Source organism: Acanthopleuribacter pedis, assembly GCF_017377855.1.
Taxonomy (GTDB): Bacteria; Acidobacteriota; Holophagae; order Acanthopleuribacterales; family Acanthopleuribacteraceae; genus Acanthopleuribacter; species Acanthopleuribacter pedis.
In genome coordinates, this window is sequence record NZ_JAFREP010000037.1 from 40622 (window position 1) to 66566 (window position 25945).

The 25945-nt window shown below is 57.7% G+C and carries 12 protein-coding genes; 6 read left to right on the forward strand and 6 right to left on the reverse strand.

Annotated elements, in window-relative coordinates; translation table 11 throughout:
- Nucleotides 1–367 precede the first annotated feature (367 nt).
- Nucleotides 368–3661, reverse strand: a complete 3294-nt coding sequence (locus J3U88_RS28535) for a ligand-binding sensor domain-containing protein (protein ID WP_207862425.1) — start codon at nt 3659–3661, stop codon at nt 368–370.
- 546 nt (nt 3662–4207) lie between these two features.
- Here J3U88_RS28535 and J3U88_RS28540 point away from each other — a divergent pair.
- Nucleotides 4208–6475, forward strand: a complete 2268-nt coding sequence (locus J3U88_RS28540; RefSeq protein ID WP_207862426.1) for a serine/threonine-protein kinase — start codon at nt 4208–4210, stop codon at nt 6473–6475.
- Nucleotides 6476–6765: 290 nt separating this feature from the next.
- Here the strand turns inward: J3U88_RS28540 and J3U88_RS28545 are convergent, their stop codons facing one another.
- From J3U88_RS28545 to J3U88_RS28555, 3 genes are all read right to left on the reverse strand, one after another.
- Nucleotides 6766–8103, reverse strand: a complete 1338-nt coding sequence (locus J3U88_RS28545; RefSeq protein ID WP_207862427.1) for a flavin-containing monooxygenase — start codon at nt 8101–8103, stop codon at nt 6766–6768.
- Nucleotides 8104–8302: 199 nt separating this feature from the next.
- Nucleotides 8303–8956, reverse strand: coding sequence for a TetR family transcriptional regulator (locus J3U88_RS28550; RefSeq protein WP_207862428.1), 654 nt, complete (start codon nt 8954–8956; stop codon nt 8303–8305).
- Between the two features lie 21 nt (nt 8957–8977).
- Complete coding sequence (locus tag J3U88_RS28555) at nt 8978–9451, reverse strand: low molecular weight protein-tyrosine-phosphatase (RefSeq protein WP_207862429.1); 474 nt, start codon at nt 9449–9451, stop codon at nt 8978–8980.
- 382 nt (nt 9452–9833) lie between these two features.
- On the opposite strand from J3U88_RS28555, the gene J3U88_RS28560 reads away from it, so the two are divergent.
- From J3U88_RS28560 to dusA, 3 genes are all read left to right on the forward strand, one after another.
- Complete coding sequence (locus J3U88_RS28560; protein WP_207862430.1) at nt 9834–11177, forward strand: S41 family peptidase; 1344 nt, start codon at nt 9834–9836, stop codon at nt 11175–11177.
- 212 nt (nt 11178–11389) lie between these two features.
- Nucleotides 11390–12145 carry a LolA-like protein gene (locus J3U88_RS28565; RefSeq protein ID WP_207862431.1) on the forward strand — a complete coding sequence of 252 codons (756 nt, stop codon included), beginning with the start codon at nt 11390–11392 and terminating at the stop codon, nt 12143–12145.
- 158 nt (nt 12146–12303) lie between these two features.
- The gene (gene dusA, locus J3U88_RS28570) at nt 12304–13302 is read left to right on the forward strand and encodes a tRNA dihydrouridine(20/20a) synthase DusA (RefSeq protein ID WP_207862432.1); all 999 of its coding nucleotides are present in this window, start codon (nt 12304–12306) and stop codon (nt 13300–13302) included.
- Nucleotides 13303–13342: 40 nt separating this feature from the next.
- Here dusA and J3U88_RS28575 read toward each other — a convergent pair whose 3' ends face one another.
- The gene (locus J3U88_RS28575) at nt 13343–14542 is read right to left on the reverse strand and encodes an extracellular solute-binding protein (RefSeq protein WP_207862433.1); all 1200 of its coding nucleotides are present in this window, start codon (nt 14540–14542) and stop codon (nt 13343–13345) included.
- A gap of 165 nt (nt 14543–14707) precedes the next feature.
- Nucleotides 14708–18292, reverse strand: a complete 3585-nt coding sequence (locus tag J3U88_RS35110; RefSeq protein WP_207862434.1) for an ATP-binding protein — start codon at nt 18290–18292, stop codon at nt 14708–14710.
- A gap of 564 nt (nt 18293–18856) precedes the next feature.
- Here J3U88_RS35110 and rlmB point away from each other — a divergent pair.
- Complete coding sequence (gene rlmB, locus J3U88_RS28585; RefSeq protein WP_207862435.1) at nt 18857–19687, forward strand: 23S rRNA (guanosine(2251)-2'-O)-methyltransferase RlmB; 831 nt, start codon at nt 18857–18859, stop codon at nt 19685–19687.
- 590 nt (nt 19688–20277) lie between these two features.
- Nucleotides 20278–24780: a TPR end-of-group domain-containing protein gene (locus tag J3U88_RS28590; RefSeq protein ID WP_207862436.1), complete on the forward strand. Its 4503-nt coding sequence runs from the start codon at nt 20278–20280 to the stop codon at nt 24778–24780.
- Nucleotides 24781–25945: the final 1165 nt, after the last annotated feature.

Here is a 25945-nt window from a genome sequence, read left to right on the forward strand (position 1 = left end):
CCTTGTTCCAAATCAAGCCGGGTGAAATGGCTCGATTTAAGCTCGGGGCCGGCGAAGTAGGCCGGGCTCATCAAATGAAAGAGCCATAGACAAGCTGCCGCAACGTAAAAACGAACATTTTTGAAACTCGGTACAGAAAGCCGTTGCCGAGGTGAACGCGTTACATCGGATAAACAGGTGTTGGGAAACGCCGGATCAGCGGATCGCGGTGTTTCGGCCGTTGAATTGTCGGCCCGACGGTTTTGAGACAACCTCGGGTACACGCCTAGTGGTTTCATCGCCGGCCACAGCATCGTGAAATTGGCTTCCATCTTACCTTTTCGGTTCCCTGACGGCGAGGAGAAAGTCGCAAACCGCGGCGGTTGGGTCATCCTTCGTCGGGGAAACTGATGGTTTTGGACTCGTTTCCGACCAACACCGGAATCTCCATGGTAAAGGTGGTTCCTTTGCGGTATTGGCTTTTGACATCAATCCCGCCCCCCATCATCTTGCAAAAACAGCGCGTGATGTAGAGGCCTAAACCCGTGCCGCCGTATCGATTGTGGTCTTCAATCTGCGTAAACTCGCGGAACAACATTTCAATTTGGTGTTCCTTAATCCCGATGCCGGTGTCGGTTACTTCAAAAGTGACCCACTCCTCGCGTGACCGCATGGAACGGGTCACACGGAGGTGAATTTGACCGCGGTTGGTGAATTTATTGGCGTTGTTGAGGACATTGAGTAAGGCGGTGCGTAGCTTGATCATGTCGGCCACCATAAAGCCGGGATTCGCGGGTTCGTAGTCAACCAACAGGTGGTTGGCCTGTTTCTTGAGCAGGGGCCGCACCTGACTGAGCGCGGATTCCACCATCTCACGCACGGAAAAACGTTCCAGGAGCAGGGGCACCTCACCTGATTCGATTTTGGTGAAGTCCAGGAGGTTGTTGATCAATGACAACTGGTAAAAAGCGGCGGAACGGATTTTGGCAAGATCGGTGTTGAGGGTTTTGCGCAAGGCACGATCCTCGACACCGTCGTCGACTTCTTCCTCCAGAATTTCACTGTAGCCGATGATGTGGTTGAGCGGTGTGCGTAATTCATGGCTCATTTGGGCCAGGAACGCGCTTTTAGAGCGGCTGGAGTCCTCGGCGTGACGGCGTGCCTCGAGCATTTCGGAGATTTTCTCGTTCTCTCTTCGTTTGCGGACGATCAAGGTGCCGATGCCGGCGATCAAACCGGCGCCGAGCAGGAAGTAGAGCACCACGGCCAACTTGCCCAAGAAAAAGGGTGGGTTAATGCGGATGCGAACGGCAAGCCCCTCCTCGTTCCAGATGCCGTCGTGGTTGGCGGCACGCACGCGGAAGCGGTAGTTGCCGGGGGCAAGCGCCGCGTAGTTGACGCTACGACGATGGTCGGGGCGCGACCAGGTTTCGTCCAGGCCTTCCAACATGTATTGGTACCGGTTGTGCTCGGGTGAGGTGAAATCGAGGGCGGCGAACTCAAAAAACAAGTAGTTCTCGTTGGCGGGAAGGGTGATTTTCTCCGGCCGGGTTGGGTGAATGGCGAGGGTACGATCCATGACCCGGAACTCGGAAAGCGCCAAGTTGGGTGGCGAACCGTAATCGCGGACTTGGCTAGGGTAAAAACTGTTAAATCCTTCAATGCCCCCGAAGAAAAACTCGCCGGTGGGGCCGACGGCATAGGCACCGACGCTAAACAATTCGTCCTGGAGGCCGTCGGCCACATTGTAGTTACGAAAGGTTTTGAACTCGGGATCGAAGCGACACAGGCCTTTGTTGGTGCTTATCCACAGGCGGTCGGCGCGGTCCGTGAGCACGGCGTAAACAATATTATTAGGCAACCCGTCGGCGGTGCTGAAGTGGGTGAAGGTGTCGGCACCCCAGGGAAGCAGGCTCAAGCCGCCGCCAAAGGAGCCGGCCCAAATCCCCTGGCTGTTCTCGCCGAGGCAAAGAATGGTGGCATTGCTGATGCCGGCCGGGTCTTCTTGTTTGGGGAGGTAACTCCGAAAGTCATTGGATTCACGGCGATAGCGAATCAACCCGCCATGTGCGGTTGCCAGCCAAACCTGACCTTCCCGATCGCGGTGGATATCGTAGATACGGGTGCCGCCCAGGCCGTGGTTGCTGTTGTCGCCGTTGGGATAATTGGTAAAACGCCCGTCCCTAAGGATGCTCAAGCCACCGGTGGTCCCGATCCACAGCGCGTCGTCCAGCCAGGCCAAGCTTTGAACTTGATCGTGGATGAGGCTGTTGGGATTGCGTGGATCGTGTTGAAAGCGGGTGAAACCGCCGTCTTCATCGAGACGATTCACCCCGCCGTTGGTTCCCGCCCAAAGCCGTTCGGCCGGGTCCTTCTCCAGCGCCATCACCCAGGCATTGCTGATGCTGCGCGGGTTGCCGCTTTCAGGTAGGTAAGCGGTCACCTTTCCGGTTTTTCGATTTAAGAAACACAAACCACCGCCCAGGGTGCCAACCCAAACCCCACCGTCGGCGGTGGGCGCGAGTGCCCGAACAGCTTCACTTGGTAGCGCGTTCGGTTCATTGGGTTGAGCGCGGTACACATCAAACTTTTTGCGTTTGGTGTCGAGTTTGCTCAAGCCGCCGCCACGGGTTCCGATCCAGAGCACGTCGTTGCGATCCACAAAAAGTGCGCGGATGTCATTGTGAAGCAACCCATTTTGGTTCAAGCGGTTGTGCTGGAATTGCAGCCAGCGCCCGTCGAGTGGATCATAGCGGAACATTCCGTGGTACAAGGTGCCAACCAACAGGTTTCCGGTGGGATCCTCGGTAATTTCGTTAAAGTTGGTTTCTTCCAGGGGCACACCGTTTTCCCGCAGGGGTTGCTGCACCACCAAACTGCGGTCGCGAATATCGAGGCGGAATAAATGGCGGTTGGTACCGATCCACAAATATTGATTTTCAGACAAATGTAAGGCGCGGATCTGGGCACTTTTGAGTTCTTCGGCCATGGGCCCCGCGGCGGAAACCTGTTGTGCGCGACCGCTTTGGCTGTCGAGCAGCCATAAGCCGGAGTTGGTCGCCATGAAGAAGGTGTTGTCGACCACCTCAACCATGTCCCAAACGCGCGCGGGTTGATTTACACCGGGCGGCTCCAAGCCGAAACGCGTTTCTTCCATGGTTTTGGGATTGATGCGAATGACGCCGGCGGCGTAAGTACCCACCCAAATGTGGCCGGCGCGGTCTCGGTACAACTTTTGGACACGCTGGATTGGGTCCCCGTTTGCGAAGCTGAGCCGAACGCGCGAAAACGATTGCTTGACGGGATCAAAAAGATTGAGCCCGCCACCCCAGGTTGCAATCCACAAAACGCCCTGCTGGTCTTCTGCCATGGAACTGACATTGTCTCCGGCGATGGAGGTTGGGTCGGCCGGGTTGTGGTAAAAGGTGGTGAAGGTGTAGCCGTCGTAGCGATTGAGCCCGTTCTGGGTACCGACCCATAAAAAACCGTCGCGGTCTTGGGTGACGCTGTAGACGGTGCGGTGTGACAGATTGTCGTCGAGACCCAGATGGGTTAACCGCGTTTTCGACCAGGTAAAGTTGCTTTGGGCCCATAGCCGAACACCGCCCGCCGGGATCACCGAAAGGACGAACATCGCCGCCAAGCGGAAGACGGTACCAAACAAAAGGGTCGGATCAGTCAAAATCGTTGGGCCTCACCGTTAAAAATCGATACGCCCTGAATTCAGGTCGATACAAAACCACGGCCGGCGGAGAGAGGAGCAACGCGCCTTGAACCCGAAGAAGGTTGTAAGCCGACCTGGTTTGTTTTTCATAGGAGATCCCGCACAAAAACAAAGGTTCCAACGCGAATACCCGTGACCGGCATGCGGCGGTTTGCGGATGGATGGCATTGGGCTCAGCTTAAACGGGCCGGCGGGTAAAATCAAGCAAGCAAGCCGTTAGCGGCTTCTTTCGCTACCTCGGTGGAAACGGTCGGCATAGCCGCCCTGGATTGCGCCGGCTGAACGGTTGGGGACCCTCTCCCCTTCGTTCCAGCTGTATCGAGATTTTCTCTGTTGGCGGCGAAGCCCGTGTTAGAGTGAATGGACCGGATTTTCCCCGAGCTAGCCCACATTGCTTACAAGGAATTCTGCTACGGGGCAACCCATGCGATTCCAAGGGGGAGGCCTTCCACGGGGCGGCCTACCGCCGGGCGGCCTACCGCCTTACTCGTTCGAGGTTGAAATTTGTCCTTTGAACGTTTTCAACAAGTGGACGACCTGTTCCAACGCGCACTCGATTTACCCAAGGCGGAATGGGACGCCTTCTTGGACGCCGAATGCGGTGACGACGCCTCGCTCAAAAGCGAGGTGCTCACCATGCTTTTCTCTGATGAAGCCGCCGAACAGGATGAATTTCTCAATCGCGCCGAACCCTTTGACGAACCACCGCCCGAACAAGTGGGTCCCTACCGCATCAAGGGTCTGCTCGGCGAAGGCGGCACCGGATCGGTATACCAAGCGCACCAACAAGAACCGGTGGCACGTGATGTTGCGCTCAAAATTATCAAGCCCGGCATGGACACGCAGCGGGTGCTCAAACGCTTTCGCCAGGAAAAACAAACCCTGGCCCGCATGAATCATCCCTATATAGCTCAGGTGTTTGACGCCGGTGTCACCGAAAGAGGACGGCCCTATTTTGCGATGGAATTAATCCAAGGGCGACGCATCACCGACTTCTGTGACCACCACCGTTTGACCCTCGACCAACGGCTGGCGCTTTTTGAGAAGGTGTGCGAGGCGATGCGTTACTCCCACCAAAAAGGGGTGATCCACCGCGATCTCAAACCCGCCAATATCTTGGTGACCGATGAACACGGACAAAGCCTTCCCAAGGTGATTGATTTCGGCATTGCCAAAGCGACGGCGCCAGGCGATTCCCAGGAAGGGATCGCACCCCAAACCGTGCTCACCATGGTGGGCACGGCGCTGGGGACCCTGGCCTACATGAGCCCGGAACAAGCCACGATTGAAGATCGGGATCTCGATACGCGCACCGACATTTACTCGCTGGGTGTCCTGCTTTATGAATTGTTGTGCGACACGCAGCCGCACCCAGAGAGCACGCTGAGCCAAATCCACTGGAATCAGGCTTTTCGGATTATTCGTGAAGAAGAACCCCTCCCTCCCACGGCGCGGGTTCGCGACATGCCGCCGGAGGCTTTGCAACGCCTCGCGGATTTACGGGCAACTACCCCGGCGATCCTGCAACGGCGATTGCGCGGTGACCTGGATTGGATCACCCGCAAGTGCCTGGCCAAGGAACGGGAGCAGCGCTACGAAAGTGTCGGTGCGCTGATTCAAGATATTCAGGCTTTTCGCGAGAATCGGCCGATTGCGGCCGGCAAACCGGACTGGCGTTACCTCGCCGCTAAGTTCTTTCAGCGCCACCGCCTCGCGGTTTTCTCGGGTTTGGTGATGTTGGCCGCGCTGGTTTTGGCGGCGTTTCTGGCGGCGGTCGGTAAAATTCGGGCGGACCGCGGGCTTGCCCTTGCCGAATTAGAAGCGACGCGCGCCACCCAATCCCAGCAACACTTAACTGAATTTCTAACTTCAGTTGATCCAAATAACCACGGTAAAAACGTGGCTTTGGCTGAACTTCTCGACGAGTTTGGCAATGATATGGATCGCGGATTGGAGACGGACCCGGTCATTAACGCCTTTCTTCACCATACCCTCGGCAACACCTACCTCAACCTCGGATTAACCGATCAAGCAGATCGCCACCTGTCCCAGGCGGTCACGGAACGCGCGGCCCATCTCGGCAAAGCGCACCTCGAAACCCTGCGCAGTCGTCGCCTTTGGGCCCTGCTCCAGGCACGGTTGGGTCGTCACGAAGCGGCGCTGACCCACCTAGAAAAAGACGCGTTCGATTTGAAGCAGCAGTTGGCCGCCGATCACCCTGAACATCTGCAACATCAGGCGATTTATGCACGGTGCCTGATCTACGCGGGGCGCACGATCGCGGCGCAAACCCTGCTCCAGGATCTCCATGAGCGAAGCGCGCGTCTTCTCGGTGACAACCACCCGCAAACCCTGGACATCGGGGAACAACGCGGCGTGCTTTCCTGTGAATGGACCGCGGCCGATGCGGCGGGGCTGTTGGAAGACTTACTGGCACGGCGCCAAAAGATTCAAGGGATCGCTCATCCGGCGACCCCGCGCACGATGCACCTTTTGGGCGATGCCTACCGCCGCGCCGGCTGTACCCAGTTGGCCGCCGCTTATTATGAGGATGCCTTCTATCATCGCACGCTTATCCTGGGACCGGACCATGCGCACACCCTCGCTTCTCAAGGATGGTTTGCCGTGATGCTGCACCGAAGCGGCCGAAAAGAGGAAGGGCGGGCTGTTTATGACGCGATGTTGGAACGGTTATCGGCCGATTGGGGACCGCATCCTTCGCCGGTGCTTATGGACCTCCTCGCATCGCGGGAAGCCTTATTCTCCCGGTGAAATCCGGGCAAAAAAAAGCCGGTCAATTGCTTGCCCAATTGACCGGCGATGGTGAGGAACTCGGAGAAGAGACTTTAAACAGTCTGGTGCTTTTTCCGAAAGCAAGCGCGAGGCCAATTTTTAACAATGGAGCAACTATTCTCTCAACATGCTTGAACAATGAGGCTTATAGACCGATTTACGGAAAAGCCCCGGCTTGAGCTTTGGCTCGGACCGGGGGCGCTATCCAAAATGTCATCAATTGTGGTCAATGCGACATGTCACCTTCTCAGGATACCCGGCGTTGCCGTTTATTTCTCCAGGGCACCCACCAGGGTGACCGGCGGCTCGGGTTGTGGCTTCAGTGGCGGCAGCTCGGCCAGCAGCCGTTTGCGAAAGGCGTGGTAATCGACAGTGATGGTGTGGCGCGGCGTATTGAGTTGGTGGTAATCGGGATGATCCAGTTCATGTTGAATTGCCTTCCCGAGTTCCCTTGGCAGTTGCCATTCCTCTTTAAGGTACCTGGCCACGATTTTGGCCTGGAGTTCGGCCAAGGGCCAAATACTTCCGAGCGGTTGAAACAAACCAATGAAAAAAAGATTTTTAACTTTTTCGGGAAACACTTTTAGGTAAAGCGGCACGGGGCCTTCGCTGTAGTCGATCAGGTCTTTATCCAGGAAGGGATGCGAGATGCGAAACCCGGTGCAGGCGATGATGACATCGTATTCGGCGGAGGTGCCGTCGGTGAAATGAACCGTTTTGCCGTCCAAGCGCTGAATGTCGCGCTGGACGCGGATGCGTCCGTGGCGAAGGAAGTACAACAGTTCGGAGTTGAGCGTGGGGTGGGTTTGGCCGAAGCGGTGGTCCGGTTCCAACAAACCATACCGGGTATTGGAACCGCGCATGAAATAAAGGATTTTTTCCGAGAGAAAGGCCCGGAAGGGTTTGGGGATCCACAGCAGGTTCTCGTTGACCAGGTCGGTGGGTTTCCCGAACATGAACTTGGGTGTGATCCAGTAGCCGCGGCGCATGCTGATATCGGTGCGCCGGCTGACGCGACTGGTTTCAACGGCGACGTCACAAGCGGAGTTACCGCCGCCAATGACCAAAACCCGTTGATCGCGAAAGGGGGCGGCATTTTTGAAATCGTGGGAATGGATCATTTTCCCTGCGAAGGTGCCTTGATAGGAAGGCATGCGGGGGTCCCAGTGGTGGCCATTGCAGACGAGGAGGCTGTCGAACGCTTCGCTTTTGGTGGTTTCGCCGTCGTGGATGCGCAGGGTCCAGCCGCCCTCGGGTCGCGGTTCGGCTTTTTCCACGGTGGTCCCGAAACGAATCAGGCGATCCACCCCGAAATGGGATGCGTAACTTTGGAAGTACTGGGCGAGGTGCCGGTGGGACATATAGTCGGGATAATGGTCGGGAACCGGAAAATCGTGGTATTGGCTCAGCAACTTCGAACTAATCGTATGGGTCGTCTCAAAGACGCTTGAATGGCCAGGAACTTCTGAATAAAGCCAGTTACCTCCGACGCATTGGTTGCGGTCGAAGACGGTGGTTTGGTTGAATCCTGCATCGACACAATTTTTGGCGGCAGTAATGCCGCAAGGACCGGCGCCGATCACGGCGATACGATGTTGGCTGCTCATGGCGTCCTCCGCGCGAGGGTTTGGTTAAACCGATCACAATCCTGTTGCGAAACACGCGCACCCCGCCCCGCGACGGTGATGGATACCGCCCGGCCATGGGAGAATGGGTCGCTTATCGTTGGTTCATGTTTCGCTTAGGTGGCAGCTTAGCATGATGTTCGGAAGAACATAGCTTAAACTTGACGACCGTGTCAGAATTTTACATTTCTGGTGCCGTCTTATTTTTGGCGCGGGTTTCAGCGACTTGTTTCATGCCGCCACAGAAAAGATCGGCCAGAAAAAGGCTGATTTCCTCGGCCTTGAGACTGGGGTTTTGGCTCATTTGCGCCAAAAACTCGAAACCGGCGCCGTGCATCACAATGATCAGCGAGCCCACGGGGATGCGCGGCATCATGCCCTCGTCCATGGCTTGAACCACGTCGGCGGCGAGTTCGGTGTAGAGCTCGCTGACAATGTGGCCCTCACCGACCAGGTGGCGCACGGCGGCTTGATTGCGTTCGACCAGAGCCATGAGCTGGGGATGTTCGCTGAACAACTGGAAATAGGTCAGAAAGGCTTGGTGAAGGAACTGATGGCCGGTCACGGCATTTTTACGGGCGAGGCGGAGGCGTTGGCGCAACTGGTCGACGACCTCGGCGATGACATCGCGGAAAACGGCGTCTTTATCCTCGAAGTAATTGTAGAAGGTGCCGGGCGATAGACCGCTTTCGCGCACGATGTCGCGCACGGTGGCGGCATCATAGCCGATGGTCGAAAAAATCTCGCGACCCGCGAGGAGAATGGCGGCGCGATTGCGTTGCTTTTTTAATTCACGTGCGCCGGGGGTGTTTTTATCGGGGGATTGTTGCTCCACGTCTTGACTCCGAATCGGTAACTACCGGTTGTCTTGGCGGCAAATCCAGGTCAGCCACTGGCGACAACCGCGCTCAATTAAAGCATAAGTAGCGGCAAATCCCTCGGGGCCGCCGTAATAAGGGTCGGGCACATCGCCGTCGCGTTCGGTTTCGTCCAGCGTCAAAAACAACCGCACGCGGTCGGCGGTGCCTTCCGGCGCCATGGCGAGCAGGTCGGCGTGATGGCTTTGGTCCATGGCGAGCAACAGATCGAAGGCTTCGAAATCCGCTTTTTGGACTTGGCGGGCGCGCAAATCGTCGATGGGGTAACCCTGCTCGGCGGCGTAACGGGCGGAGCGCGGGTCGGGCGGTTCCCCGGTATGGTAGGCGATCATGCCGGCGGAATCGGTGGCGACGGTGTCGCTTAAGCCGGCTTCTTCAACCAGGGTACGAAAGATGCCCTCGGCGGTGGGGCTGCGGCAAATATTACCGGTACAGACGAACAAAACACGCATCGGGTGAATCCTTTCACGCATCTGGTGAATCCTTTCACGCATCTGGTGAATCCTTTCACGCATCGAGTGAATCCTTTCACGTATCGGGTGAATTCGGTTGGGACGGAGGCTCGCCCCGGGAAAGCAAGCGGCGCGGTGCGCCGGGATAGTTTCGCATGAACCCGACCTTTTCCGAAAGCATCCACCCAAAAAAGCGCGAAATACGGCCAAGAGATCACCGTTTTCCAGCATGAATGCGCATAAAGCTGGAGAAAATGGCGCCGGCTCTGTAAGATCCCTTGTTGCACACAGACTGATCCATTTGCCGGACATCGCCCCGGACCTTAAACCGCGGCCCCCGCGCCGGCCGCGATGATTGAATTTATGTTGCTCAGGAGTTTGTATGACCCAGCGTTGTCGGCCTTCCGCCGCTTCACCCCCACCGACTACCCTGCCCCGCCGGCGCCGCGGGAACGCGCTGATTCCCGTAATCTTGGTACTGTTTATGGCCGCTTTTTGGCCCAGTCACGCCGCTGATAAAGAGAATCTGGCATCTTTTGACAAAGTATGGTCGACCATTAAAGAAAAGCATTGGAATTTGGAAAAAACCGGTGTCGATTGGATCAAAATCGGCGAAACCTATCGACCCAAAGCCAAGAAAACCAGCACGCGCGGCGAAATGCGCAAAGTCATTCGCGCGATGATTTCCGAATTAGGCCAAAGCCACTTTAACGTATACGGCGGCGACGGGTTCGCCACCTTGGAAACGGCCTTGGGTGATTTTACCCGGGGCGGCAACGGCACCTTGGGTTTTGAGGTTGCCCTGGTCGACGACAGGTTGCTGGTCACCCGCGTTCACAAAAATGTGCTGGATGCCGAGAGCGGTATCCAAATCGGCACAGAAATCCTCGCCCACAGCGGCAAGAAGCTGAAGCCGGTCATCGACGACATGACCGAACTGTACGGTGATATGGCACAGGGACGTTTGTATATGAACCGAACCCTGAATTCGCTGTTTGAAGATTCGCCGGGAATGGACAAGGAACTCACCACGGTTACCAACGGTAAGGAGCAGACCCGCACCTTTAAAATGCATCCGCCGCTGGGTCGCCCCAAAACCATTCTCAACCTGCCGACGGTTCATTACGAGTACCAGTCCGAGGTGATGAGCGACAATATCGGCTACCTCACCTTTAATATCTTTATCCCCGATGTCAAAACCCAATTCGATAACGAAACCCTGCCCAGCTTCAAAGAAACCGACGGCATGATCATCGACCTGCGCGGTAACGGCGGCGGTATTGGGTTCATCGCGGTGGCCTTGTCCAACCGAATCCTGTCGCAGCAGAGTAAATTGGGGACCATGAGCAACCAAGGCGGTACGCTGAACTTCGCGGTATTCCCACAAAAACCCATCTACGACAAACCCATCGCCATTCTCATCGACGGCGGTTCGGCCAGTACCAGTGAAATCATGGCAGCCGGCTTACAAGACCTCAAGCGCGCCAAGGTTTTCGGTACCCGCAGCGCGGGCGCGGCCCTGCCCTCCATCATTGAAACCCTGCCCAACGGCGACCGGTTCCAATACGCCATTGCCGACTACACGAGTGTCGGCGGCCGTCATGTGGAAGGCAACGGTGTGGAACCGGACGAGGTCACACCGCACACGGCCACCTCCCTAAAAGCAGGTAAGGACGCCGCCCTGGAAGCGGCCCGCCAGTGGATCAAATCCGGCGGGCAACTTTAACGGGGAATCAGATTTCACCTTCGATGCCGGCGGGCACCATTCCTGCATCTTCGCGGAATTTAGGTGCCCATGCATGGCGCCATAACCTGAAATGAGCCGACGAGGCGGGGAAATCCCAGCTTCTCACATGCCGCGCAATTCGCTGTAACGGCATAACGCGTTTCAGGTTTCAATCATATCCCACTCACCCATCGTCTCCCTGGAGGACTTTTATGCAGCCAAAAAATGTTCGATACCAACTAACGTTACTTTTTATCGCTTTACTCACCGCGCCGACGCTTTTTGCCGGAGATGCCGCCAAGGTCTTGGACAACGTGGCCAAGGCGATGGGTGGTGACGATCTGGAAGATGTGAAATCCGTTGTGATGACCGGCAACGTGAAAATGCCCCAACAAATGAACGGCAAAGTCGAGTTCATGATGAAAGAGGGCGGCATGTCCAAACTTAAAATGAACCTTACCGCGAACGGCATGAACATGGTCGCGGAACAAGGTTGCAACGGCGATCAGTGTTACGACAGCAACCCCATGATGGGTGCCCGCCTGCTGGAAGGTCAGGAAAAAGAACAATTCCAACTGAGCAACGACCTGCGTGCCGCCAAGGAATGGCGCAAGTACTTCAAAAAAGTGGACTACCTTGGCAAAGAGACCTTAAACGGCAAAGATGTTCACAAAATTCACATCACCACCAATGCCGGTATTGAAATGACCCAGTTTGTGGATGCCGCTTCCAATCTGGTGCTCAAAAGTGTGATGACGACCCAAGGTCCGATGGGCCAAATGAAGGTCGACTCGTTCTACGAAGATTACAAAACCATTCATAAATCGATTCAATTTCCCATGGTGACCCGCATCAACATGATGGGCCAAGAGGTATTGATGACCTTCGAATCCTTTGAGGTGAACCAGGAAATTCCCGACAGCGTTTTTGCATTTCCACCCAGCCTGCAGGAAGCCGCCGGCAAATAAGCCTTGCATTTTAGCCCAAAATCCTTATTTTAAACGTCCGGGATTGTCCCTCCCCTTTCGGTTGGGATCTTCCCGGACGTTTTTATGGTTACGCCCTTGTCGGTTCCCACGATGCGGAACACAAGCGACAAGGGCCGTCCTGTTTCTTGGAGCCCGCGTTGAAAGAGTACCACCGCCTTAGTGTCGCGCCGATGATGGCCTACACGGATCGCCACTACCGTTACATGATGCGTTTGTTCACCAAGCGCAGTCTGCTATACACCGAAATGGTGGTCGGCACCACGATCACCTACAACCTCAAGTCCGACTTTTTGGACCGGGTGTTGGGGTTTGATCCCATCGAACATCCGATTGCGATTCAATTGGGCGGCGATGATCCCAAGGTGTTGGCCCCCGCGGCAAAAGTTTGTGAAGATTACGGATACGACGAAATCAACCTCAACGTGGGCTGTCCTTCCGACCGAGTCCAAAAAGGGCGTTTCGGCGCCTGTCTGATGAAAGAACCGGAACGCGTGGCCGAGGTGGTTGCCGCCATGCAAGCCGAGGTTTCCATTCCCGTAACGGTCAAACACCGGCTCGGCGTCGACGACGTGGACCGTTACGAGGATCTGTGTCGCTTTGTCGAGGTGGTGCGCCAATGCGGTAACCATATTTTCATTGTTCATGCACGCAAGGCCTGGCTCAAAGGACTGAGCCCGGCCCAAAATCGCAATGTACCGCCGCTGCGTTACGAATGGGTGTACCAGCTTAAAAAAGATTTCCCCGACCTCGGTATCATCATCAACGGCGGGATCGGCACCATGGACGAGGTGCTTGAGCACCTGCAGCAGGTGGACGGTGTGATGATGGGCCGCGCGGCTTATCACCAGCCGGAACAATTCACCCGGGCGGATGAGCTGGTTTTCGGTGAGCCGGCACAAGTGCCGATGGGTGAAGCGGCGTTAATCGAAGCGATGAACCGCTACACCCAGGAGCAGGTTGCCCTGGGGACCAAACTCTCCTTTGTCGCCAAACATTTGGTGGGTTTGTTCAAAAACCGCCGTAATGCCCGTCGCTGGCGCCAGGAGATCAGTAAATTGATTCAACAGAATCCGAAACACTTCGATTTGGCCCAAATCTACCGCGACGCTTTTTTAAGCGAACCGAAAGCCGGCTAATGCCGCGCGGTTCCCGCGGAAAAAGAGCGGCATGCCGCGCTTAGGGTTGGCTCTTTAGTTTTTCTTGGAAATCGTGCCGCATGCGCACCCAGTATTCCATGGCGAGGTGCGGTGTCATCAAAGGTGCGCTCTCTGAGGCGCCTTGGTGATCCACCGCGTCTTGGGCCAAAAACCGCTTGCGCCAATGCTCGGGTAATTTTTCCATGTCGAGCACGGAGCCGTCCCCCCAAACCAGGGCGTTCCCTTTGTTCAATTGGGCCTCGGGTGACAACAAGTAGTTCAGCACCACCAGCGCGCCTTCCTTATTGGCGGCATCGGCGGGAACGCCGAGGAAATGGGTGCACAGGGCCTCGGGACAGGGCCAGATGCGGGTGCCGATGCGAAAACGCACGGGGGTTTCGTCTAGGCGTCTGGCCGGGTAGACCTCGTGAATGCTGAAATCAACCTTGCCCTGCATGAACAGCAGGTTCAATTCGGCGGCGTCCTTGGGGAAGTGTTTGCCTTCCATCCACAGATAGGGCCGCAGTTCCTCGATGAAAGCGGCCAAGCGGTCACGGGTGGCGGTGTAATCTTTTTCGCTGAAGTCGGGCGGCAATGAATGATCCGGCATGGACACTTCTTTCAGCCAGGAGTGCAGCATGCGGTAGCCGCCGCGGCCGCGGTGAATCGTGAAACGACCGGGATTTTCGCGGATCCAAGCGGCCAACTGACGCAGGTTGGTGGGGACCTTGGCGACATTGTCGCGGTTGTACACCAACACCAAGGGATTTTTTCCCCAGGGCAACACGCTGCTGCGTTCCATGGTGGGCGATTCAATTCGGGGTCCGAAAAAACGCCAGTCGATGTAACGGGCGTTGGGGATTTTGGCGGCAAGGGCGGGTTGCAGCAAACGGCTGCGGCGGTATTGGTGAAATGCGTCCAAATCCATCCATACCAGGTCGGGGTCGGGTTGTGGCGGAGGATGGAGCAGTGGCGCGGTGTCGTTGGCGGGTGGCGAGACCAGGGTCAGGCGAATGCCGTATTCGCGCAGGAGTTGTTTCGAAACGGAACCATTGAGGTATTTCACGGCATCCGCGTTGTCCCGTGAGACCAGGAGTTTGACATGCTGACCCAAGGCATTGGCTTCGATTTCGTCCCACATCATGTCCGCCACGGGTTTTGCTGTCGGCGTAGGTCGGCAAGCGACGGTTAAGCCGAAAAGTAGCTGGAGCAACAAAAAGCGGGTGAGGGTCGGTTTCATAAGATGGTTTTGCCTTGGAGGTAAGATGATCGGCCGGGTCCGGCACCACAATTTAGGAAACAGCAATCGCCGCGCTTCCATTCCGTAACAGGGTCAAAAAAACAGCCTTTTACATGGGGAGAACCGATTTAAAAACCTTGGGGAAACCAACTGTGTCGCCATGTTTTACACGGTTTTTTTATGAGCACTGGTACCTGGTGGGATATCCGTAACCTTTAAAACGACCATGGTGATGTCGTCATCTTCGGGCACTTCCCCACCCCATTCGTTGGCCATATCGGTCATGGCCGCAATCATTTCCGCGGCTCCGGCGGTCACATGTCGGTGCAAACAGGCGGCAACGCGTTGGGAACCCAATTGCTCGCCGGCGGCGTTAAAACGCTCCTCGAGACCATCGCTCGCCAAGAACAAGATGTCACCGACCTGAAGTTGGAAGGTTAGCGCCTCGTAATCGACTTCCAACCCGGAACCTAGCGGCAAGCCGCCCAATTCAATGTTCTCGACGGCGTCGACGGCGGCGCGGTACCACAAGGCGTAGGGCATGCCGGCGGAGGCCATGCGGCAAGAGAGTCCGTTTAAATCGAGGCGCATGATGGCCATGTAGAGGTCTTCAAAACCCATGTGGCCGAGGTACATGGAGCTGTGTTTCAGGAATTCCGGGGGTTCGCAGCGGCCGGCGAGCGCCAAAAACAGCGATTTTGCGGCGGTGACCATGGTGCCGGCCTGCAAACCGTGACCGGTCGCGTCGCCGACAACCAATCGCAAACCGTGCCGGCCGACGGGCTGAAAATCGTAATAGTCGCCGCCGACCTCGGTGGCGGGTTTCATGGAAACGGCAATATCGAGCCAATCGTAGTTCGGAAGCTGCTTGGGTAGCATGGACAACTGCAGGAGGCGCGCTTTTTCAAGCTCGGCGCTTTTGCGGCGGTTTTCGCTTTCCAAAAGTGTCCGCTCGCGCGTTTGGCGCAGGTTCTCCAGGGCCATACGTCGCAAGGCAAGGTGCAAATTAACCCGTGAAATCAGTTCTGTTTTGCTGATCGGTTTGGTGAGGAAATCATTGGCGCCACTTTCAAAGCCGGCCTGCATGTCGGCGGGTCGGCCTTTGGCGGTGAGAAAAACCACGGGTAAGTCGCGGATGTTGTGTTGCTGTCGCAAGGCACGGCACACCTCGTACCCGGACATGCCCGGCATCATGACATCGAGCAGGACCAGGTCAAAATGATTGGCGGGATCCTCGGCAAGGGTCAGGGCCTCGGCGCCGCCGCCAGCTTCCACGCTGTGGTAGCCATACAGCGACAACATATTAACCAACACTTGGCGGTTCACGGCCTCGTCGTCAACGACCAGGATGTTGAAGCGTCCGGCCAAGGGTTCCACCGGCTTTTCAGTGGGTACTTCGCCGTCTTCCAGCACTTCCAACAAGGCGCTGCTGTCGCGTCGGCGCTGTTCATCGGCGCGGCCCTGCTCCTGCAAGCGGTTTTCGCTCGGCAGGTCGGAAATCGGCAGGGTGAAGCTGAAGGTAGCGCCGCGACCTTCCTCGGACGCGACCCAAATGCGGCCGCCGTGCAGCTCGACCAACTTTTTGACGATGGCCAAACCCAAACCGGTGCCGCCGTAGTCGCGGTTGTCGGCGCCCTGGGCCTGTTCAAAAGACTCAAAGATCATGGCTTGTTTTTCGGCGGAAATCCCGATCCCGCTGTCGATGACTTGAACCGTGACGTGGGTTGGGGTGGCGGGGTCGATATGGGCGCTGACCACAACACAGCCGGATTCGGTGAATTTCACCGCGTTGCCGACCAGATTCAGCAAAATTTGGTGAAGCCGGTCCTCGTCACCGTAAACCGGCGCCATGTTGGGGCTGACCACGTTTTGCAGTTCGAGGTGTTTGTTGCCGACCAGCGGTTGGGCGATCCGCATCACGACATCGGTTAAGACCCGTAAGTCCACCGAACCGCGGTCCAAATGTAAATCCCGGTGCTGTAGTTTGGAAAAGTCGAGAATGTCGTTAACCAGCGCGGACAGCCGCCGCCCGCTGGAGACGATCAAGCCGAGGTCGTGCAACGCCTTGGATGGGAGCTTGCCCGCGACCCCGCCGTGGAGCGACTCGGCCAACCCGATAATGCCGTGCAGGGGCGTGCGCAACTCGTGGGAAGTATTGGCCAAAAATTCATCCTTGAGTTTGTCCAGTTCCGACAGGGCTTGGTTCTGAGCGGCCAGGGTTTTGGCGTTGGCTTCCAACTGCGCCCGCGCCTGGGAAATGGAGTGCACCATGTGGTTGAAGGACTCACCCAAGTAACCCAGCTCGTCGCGGGCGCGGATGGGTACCCGCGTGCTGAGATCGCCCTGGTTGACGCGTTTCACGCCTTTGAGGAGGTGTTCGAGTGGGGTCACCACGGCATTGCGAAACAACAGCGGGAAACTGAGCAACACCACCAGGGTAAACAGGCACATACCCATGGCCTGGTTGGTCCCGGTGGGGTTCATCGCACGGCGGTAATCGAGGTAGCTGAATCCGATTTCGTAAAGGGCGTCGTTGTGAACAAATCGGTAGAAGTAGTAGTGATCGCGGAGGTTGACCAAATCCAAATCGGCCATGCGTTCGTCGCGCTGCATCAAGCGCTGGAATACGGACAAGACATTGATTTCCGTTTGAAAGGCGGCCTCGCCGTGGTTCAAGGAGGAGAACCAACGGGTACGGGTCGACCAAAACCAGGAGAGACGACGGTAGGTTTCGCGATCCCATTCGTGGAGCAGGTCGGGATTCACGCTGTTGTCTTTGTTGTAGAGGATGCGGTAGGTGCTGGTGGCGGGATGGCTGTCGAAGGGACGGACAGCGAGGTAATGGACCTCGGGTGGAAGTGTGTCCAATCGGTTTTCATTGACGGCGCGCCGACATGCGGCGACATCGTGCAGGCGTTGTGAGTAATAAGCGTTGCTTGCCTGCCGCCAGGACAAAAAGCCGGTAAAGGTGAAGGCAACCAACAGGAACAGCAGGGTCACGCCCAGGACCTTGTCCATAAAGCTGGTGAGTTCGGGACTGGTGTTGATGTAGATCAAGAAAAACAGCGAGAACAGCAGCAGGGTAAACACGACAAAAATAAAACCCTGTTGGGCTTGGGTGAGGATGCGGAATTGCACCATGACCTGGGACGGCCAAAGGAAGAGGCCGGTAACAAAAGCGGCGAGAAAGGCGCGGATCGACCAGCCGTCCTCAGTTTCGGGGTTGAAAATGCGCAGCCAGATCGGGCGGCCGAGATGGGCCTCGAGGCGGATCAGTTTGCGCACCCAAATACTGAGGAACCACAGGTAGGTAAGCAAGCGGGCGGCTTGAATGTAGAAGATCGGCAGCAGTGCGTCGGTAAAGTCGGCGAGCCAGCCGTGTTCATTGAAATCGAGGGTGCGCACGATCATGAGACCGACCACGGCGGCGTTGGCGAGTGAGACCCACAGCGCGACGCGGGCTTCGCGGGGGAAGTCGTTGCGTGGGAAGCGGTAGGCAAACTGGATCAGCAAGGCCAGGATCACATCGAGTAAGACCAGCAGGTAAACCCCGTTGGTGGTCCAATCGGCGTGCACGGCCAGCATGATCAGGGTGTCAACCATGACGAAGGTAAATAGGAGGAAAACCCAGGTTAATAGCCAGGTGTTGGTCGATTTATTGGGAATGCGCAGGAGGAAGAAGGATAAAACCCCGCCCAGGAGGATCGAAGCCAGACAGGCGACCGAATTGTAATCGAAAAGGAGCTCCACAATGCCTCCGCGCCGGCAGGTTCTGGGAAGGATGGGACCGGGGAAGTCGACACTTGAAGGGGGTCGTGCGCTTAGGAAACCGTTGGGTACTTTAGCAGCTATTTCGGGTGAGGATGGGACAAATCCCTCGTTTCGAAACGGCGATTTTGGGTTGTGTGGTTGGTGATACTGGAACGGGTCGTGAATGCGTGGGCGCATCTTGGGACCTTTTGGGGGTCGGAACGGGCGATTTTGGGGTGATTCTCAACAAAGATGGGCGATGCTTAGGAAAACCGTAATACGCCGGCAACAGAGAAAGACGACGTAATCGGGGACCCGCCGCGTGACGGCCGCCAAATTGCAGACCCGATGACAGGTGCGCGCCTGGGCCTGCAGAACCCCCATAATCGTTCTTGCTCATTCGGTTTAAGTTGTCGCACGGCGCCCGGAATGGTAGCTTGTTCCTCCAACGCGGTTCCTGCCGCGTCAACTAAGCGGCTTTTGCCGCGTGCTCTACGCGACTTGCTTCGCGTCACCTACGCGGCTCCGGGCGCGCCGGCACAGACCATCAGGGAGTTTCACGGTATGAAATCGTCGCGATCGGGTAAATGGCAAAAAGGCAAACAAGGGGGCGGTCGAAGCAATGCACCGCAGCCCAAACGATCCGTGGGTCAGGGCGATGCCTATATCACCGGCTGGAACGGGGTTCGAGAGTGTTTGGCCTCCGACAAAGTCAAAGTCCACCAGGTTTGGCTCGATCCGCGCAAAATGAACGAAACCGATTGGAAAGGCATCCGCCAATACGGCCGCCAAATTGAAGAAACCGGCGCCAAGGAAACACCCTACGGTCCGCTTACCCAAGGCATTGCCGCCCTTGTCAAACTTCCCGAGGCGCCCGATCTCGACGAGCTCCTCGACGACCTCGTCGAACGCGGTGAAACCCCGCTGCTCGTCGTGCTTGACCAAGTCGAAGATCCCATGAACCTGGGCCAAATCCTGCGCACCTGCGAAGGGGCGGGCGTCCACGGGCTCGTGGTGGCCAAACACCGCGCCATCCATCTCAACCAAACCGTGGCCCAGGTTTCCCAGGGCGCTTTTGCCTGGGTTCCCCTCATTGAAGCCGGCAACCTGCGTCAAACCATCGACCACCTCAAACAACGAGGGGTCTGGACGGTAGGCACCGCGGTGGATCCACGCGCCAAACCCTGGCACGCGGTTGACATGCGCGATCCGCTCGCCCTGGTGATGGGCGCCGAGGGCAAAGGTCTGCGCCGCCTCACCCAAGAAAGCTGTGATCACCTGGTGTACCTACCCATGGCCGGCCGCCTCGATTCCCTCAACGTCGGCGCCGCCACCGCCGCGGTGGTCTTCGAGGCCGTGCGGCAACGGGCCGCGGCCGAACCAAGCGAGGGCTAACCCGCATTACTCACAAGGATACGTCGCGAGAAGCAGAAAGCCTTGTGAGTACGAAGATTACGACCAAGCCACGGCGCAGGGGTCCGACCATTCGCGGGTCCGACCATTCGCGGGTCCGACCATTCGCGGGTCCGACCATTCGCGGGTCCGACCATTCGCGGGTCCGACCATTCGCGGGTCCGACCATTCGCGGGTCCGACCATTCGCGGGTCCGACCATTCGCGGGTCCGACCTTTCGCGGGGCCGACCTTTCGGCGTAGCAGCTGAGGCGAAGGCGCTCGACCGAGTAATGCGGAAGGCCGCCCCCTCGCAAGCGCATGGTTTTCGGCTTCGTAGCAGAATTCCTTGTGAGAAATGCGGGTTAACCGGTCGGGATTCGCCGCCCCCGCCCATCTGGTGTATTCCTAAACAAAAAGCCCGGCAGCCGCGACCAACCCATGGTAAAACTGTTGAGATCCGCGCCAAAAAGCGCTAATTTACGAAATCCCGCGTCCTTTGGCGGAACTGAGTCTCAACCGTTTCGGCAACGGTCGCTCGCATATTGCACCGTAACCGCCCGCGTTGCGCTGCCCGGAGTTCTCACAGTATCTATGGAAGATTTAAATTTCGGCTTGCTCGGCGCCCTCGAAAATCAGCGTGAACAATTTCGCCAACAGCTGAACGAACGCCTCGCCGAGTCCCTAACCCCGTCCCATCGAGAACCCCGGCATCCGGTGAAACCCCACTTGCGCGGGGCCGCAATCGCCGCCGTATTTGAATCCGGCGAAGACGCCGAACACCTTACCCTCAGCGCATTGCGCCGCATTGCCGAGGAAGCCGAGCCGGCCGAACGCGTGGTGTTGGTCGACCTGTACTTTTTTGCTTTTTTACACGGATGCGAGGACGCTCTCGCCGCGATGTTGGACATCGCCGAATGCGGCGAGCCGCGGGTTGAAGCCGAATCGGCCATGGTCTTGGCGCTTTTGCTCGCCAATGAGGACGCGGTCAAAAAACTCAACGCCCGTCCCAAAACCGCGGCGCGGGTGCGCCGCTTTATTGCGCAAGACGATGTATTTGCCTGGTTCTCCCTGACCGACCAGGCCCTTAACGGCCTGGTCCTCAGCGAAGTAGGCCTGCTCTGTGACACGGCGCTCCGTCTCGAGGACCCGGAGGAACAGGCCTTCCATTGGCTCAAGCCGTATTCCCCCGGCGAGGGTCGCGCTTACCCGTTGCGCCAAGAGCATCCCATCTTGCGCCGTTTATTGCCGATGCTGGACGAATGTTACGGCCTGAGCCCGGTCGAAAAATACATGCTCGACGCCCTGGCGGCGGAGGATCCGGTCAAGGTCGAATCGGTGATTTCCCAATTGACCCGTGCCGAGGCAGCCGTAACCCTCCCCTTCTGCTTCGAACGTATTCGCCTTTGCGAGCGCCTGTTCGCACTGTTCCAGTTTTGTCGCGTGTTTTCATTAGAACGTGCCGTCGACCATCTCGTCGCCCGTGGGCGCGGCTTCCAAAAGAAACTGGATCGTTGGGTGGAACGGCCCAGCGTAAAAACCCTGTTTATCGCACGCCGCGCCTCAGCCGAAATGATCAACGCCCTGCGCGATATGGACCACCACCGCGCCGAGGACGCCGCCCAAGCCGCCGCCGAGGCCTACGCCGATGTGGCGCAAGAGGATGGGCTAAGCGAAAACGACCGCATCGCCTGGTTTCAAGCCGTGTCAACCGCCGCCCAAGCCACCGAGGATGCCGATGAAGCGTTTCGACTGGTCGTCCAATCGCTCGAAATGCTGGAAAACATAGCACCGTTTTTCCCGGCCTACCCCGCCTTCTTTTACCTGTGGGGGTTTACCCACAGCAGTGCCGCCGAATGGGCGGAACACCCCGAGGAAGCCAGGCGCCGTCGACGCGAGGCCTTGGCAAAATACGAATGGTGCTTGGAATTGGCGCCGGACGACGCCTCCGCCTTGTTCGGCATTGCCTACGAATACGGTGAGGACGCCGTATTGGCCGAGGAACCCGCTGAACAACGCGCTTTGCGTCGCGCCGCCATCGAAAAGTACCGCGAAGCACTGGCCGTAAAACCCCGCATGGGCAACGCCCACTACAATTGGGGTAACGAACTCTTTCAACTGGCCCGCCTCGCCGAGGAACCGGAAGAAGCGGCGCAACTGTTCCAGGAAGCCGCGCGCCACTACGGTGAGTGCGCCGAAATTCGCCAACGCGATGTGGATTCCCTCGAAAAATGCGCCGGGCAATTGGCCGCGGTTGCCCGAGAACTCAGCGACCCCACCGAACAGGCGCGCTATATGCAACAAGCGATCAGCCTGCTCGACAACCTGCTTACCCTCGACCCGGACCGCCCCGATGTCGCGCTCATGCTCGGCCATCACTGGGACGATTTGGCCGAAGCCGCCAAACGGGACGATATTTGCCGCGGCTACCGCGAGCAGGCGGTCCAGCGCTATCTAGACGCCACCGTCCTAGACCCGGACGAGGAACGTGCCTTTTTCCATCTCGGCTACCAAAAAAGCTGCCTGGCCGGTTTGTACCCCGATGTTGAACGCATCGGTACCCTACGGCGCCAGGCGATTGAACACTACCAACGCGCCCTCGAACTCAACCCCGACATGCATCTTGTCCACTACAACTGCGCCTACGAACACGAGCAGCTTTCGACCCTAACCAAGGACTCGGACGAGCGGGAGCGGCTGCGTTTGGCGGCCCTGATCGAGTTCGAAATGTACGTGCGCATGGAACCCGACGCGGGCAGCGGCCATTTCAAACTGGCCTACCATCTGGACGAGTCTGCCTTTACCTTGGATGACCCGGTCGCTTGTCGGGAAACCCTGGATCGCGCGGTGTATCACTACAAACAAGCGCTGGCCTCGGCACCTGAAGACGATACCACTTGGTACTACCTAGGCCTCACCTGGCTGCGCTTGGCGGATGCGGGCGACGATCCCGGCAAAACCCGCCACCGCTTAGGCGAGGCACGCCAAGCTTTTGAGAAAACCCTGAGTCTGGACGGTCAACGCCATGGTGCCCAAGTCGGGATGGCTTGCGTGTTCGCGGGTTTGGCCAAATTGGGCGGCGAAACCCGGTTGCAAATCGAAAACCACCGCCGCGCCGCGTCCCATTACCAGGCCGCACTCGCCCTTAAACCTGAAGAAGCCGAGGATTGGTTCCAGTTGGGTTTCCAAACCGAATCCATCGCCCGCTTGACCGAGGCCCACGCCGGCCGACGCACCGCCCTGCTGGAAGCTCTTGGTTACTACAAAAAAGCGCTCGGTTTTCAGCCGGGAAAAATTGCCGCGCTTTATCAGTGGGGTTGCTCGCTGGCAGAATTGGCCGAAATTTGTGTTGATCCCGGCCAAAAACAGGCCTATCACCACGCCGCCGCCGGCAAGTTTCGCGGCGTGTACCAACTCAATCCGGCCGCCACCAACGCACTCACCGATTGGGGCCACCAACTCCACCGCCTGGCCGCCCTGCAGAACGACGGCGACGCCGCGCTCGAGCGCCACAAGCAAGCGCTGGCCGTCTTTCAAAGGGTTCTTAAACAGGAACCAACGGATCCGTTCGCCGCCTACAACGTCGGGGTTCAGCTTTGTTACACCGCATTTCATGACCAAACCAACCGGCGGGAAGCGCTGGATCAGGCCGTGGCGCTTTTTCGCAAAAGTCTTGAAGCACCATTACGCCCCGCCCGTATTCCCTACGTGGGCATGGCCGGCCGCCTCAACCATCTGGCCGAACTCTTGGGTGACCCCGCCTTTGACAGCGCCCTTGCCGAAATCATCGAGCGCCTTTTTGAAAAAGCCGAGGCATTGGCCGAACCCGGCGACCGAACCCTTTTCCACCATGCCGTCGTGCTTTCGAAACAAGCCAAACGCGCGGCGAATCAGAAACAACGCCGCACCCTCCGTGCCCGCGCAATCTCCTTGTTCGAAGCGCAGACCGCGGCCACGCCGGCGGACATCGCATGCCTCGAAAGTCTTGCCGACGAACACAACCGCCAAGCCGAGGTGGCGGAAACCGGGGAACAGCGTCGAGAACATTTGGAAACCGCCCTCGGCGCCTTGAAACGGGCATTTGACCAGGTCTCAGCCCGTGCCGACGTCGTCTATCGGGTTGCCGAGCAGTTGGGGCGACTGGCAAGCGCCGTGGACAACCCAATCCAAGTTCGCGAATACCGCCAGGCCGCCGTCTCCTATTACCACAAGGCTTTGGCACAGGATCGGCAGCACCTCCCCTCGCTGATTAACCTCGGCGCCGAGCTGGCCGCCCTCGCCGACGCCACCCATCACGTGGATCGCCGTCGCGAATACCACCTCCAAGCGGTGAGCACCCTCAAACGCGCCGCCGCCGCGGGCAGCCGCCACCATCTGATTTACACGACCTTGGCCCACCAACTGACCCATCTGGCATTTCTGGCCGAGCAACCCCAACAGGCCAACACGCTGCTCACCGAGGCCGCCGACAATTATAAGCAGATCACCCAGGCCCAACCCGACAACTACGCGGCTTGGCGCAACTGGGGTTACCTGCTCGACCAAATGGCGGCGAACACTAGCGACCCGGAGCGGCAACGGCGTTTGTGGGGCGAGGCGCTTACCAAATACGAACGCGGACTGCAAGCCGATGTGGCACCCTACCAAGCCTTGGTGAACCACGGGCTCCAGTGTGAACTCAAAGCCAAATGCAACGACGATCCCGTCCAAAAACGCGATCTGCTGCAAAACGCGCAAACATACTACCGCAAGGCGCGCCTGCTCAACCCACACCACAAAGAACTGCTGTCGATGGCGCTTAACTGTTCCAAAAAACTCCTAAAAATGGCGTCCGACGCGGACCAGGAACGCATTTTGGCCGATGAGGCCGAAGCCATCATCCACGAGCTCTCATCGCTGACCGGCATTCCGATCAACCGCAACTACAATTACGCCTGTGTGTTGGCACTCAGCGGCAAACGCAGCGAAGCGCTGACCGTGCTGGAACGTTGCCTGAGCGAGCGGGCCGTGTTGCCGCGCCAAGTCGCCCAAGACCCGGACTGGACCGGTCTCCACGACGAACCCGAATTCACCCGTTTGATGGAGCGTTTTGTGTAACCTTTTGCAAGCACTTTTGGGATGTGGATGATGGTTCTTTCGGCGCCTGAACGCCTTATGGTTGCGGTGGTAACTTATGTTGATGGGTCGCCGCGTGATGGTTACAAAGCGCCACCGATAATCTTCATCGTTTTTATGATTATCGCTCCCACTTATTTAGCTGAGGCGGTTAGCCGGGTTGCATCAGGCCACGACAAGCGCATCCTCTCTGGAACACATCAGGATTCCAGGAGGCCGGACGGGTTCCCATCTAGCCTGCATTGCTTACGAGGATTCGTCATAAGAAGCTGAACGCCGTGTGCGCACGAAGATGACGACCAAGCCATGTCACAGGGGTCCGCCCATTCGCGTGGCCGCCCATTCGCGGGTCCGCCCTTTCGGCGGAGTAGCGCTACGTCCCGAATTGCGCGACAGAGTAAAGCGGGGCGCCGCCCCGCGGATGGCCGCCCCGCGGATGGTCGCCCCGCGGATAGCAAGCTCATTCAATAGAATGGGTTACACCGTAGCAGAATCCCTGGTGAGCAATGCGGTGAGCCGGGTTGCATCAGTTCGGCCACGACAAGCGTATCTCCCCTCGTAAACATCAGGATTCTAGGAGGCCGAACGACCCAGTCTAGCGCAAGCGGAGAGAAAAAATTGGAGGCGCCCAGCCGAGCTAGCTCGGTTGGGAGGTACCGATTTTTTCTCGGAGCGGTCCTTGACGCGGGTGGTGGCGCGCTAAAATCAGTGCCGGTCGGCGGCGAAACCGTTCATGCATCATCAGTCTTCCCGTCGGCCGTATGGCCTCTCAGCGCGTCGGCCCCACCCGGGTCAAGGATGCGCGGTGGTCTTCCAACCTGGTCGCGATGGTACCCGACATTGGCCGCATGGGATCGACACTGTTCCCGTTGTTCCTTAGTTTCGCGTTCTGAAATGCCGGTTCACGCTTGGGTAACACACACAATTGCATCCAACCGATTTGCACACCTTAGGTTACGCAAGGTAGGTTTCCGGCCAAAAAAGCGTGGTCCCGGTGCACGCGTGCCGACAATCAATGAGAGGCGAAAGACTGCCAAGTAGGGCTTGTATGCGTGCCGACAATCAATGAGAGGCGAAAGACTGCCAAGTAGGGCTCTTGAACCTAAGAAGCGCGATAAGAGCGAGAGATTTTGGCTAAAGATCTGGA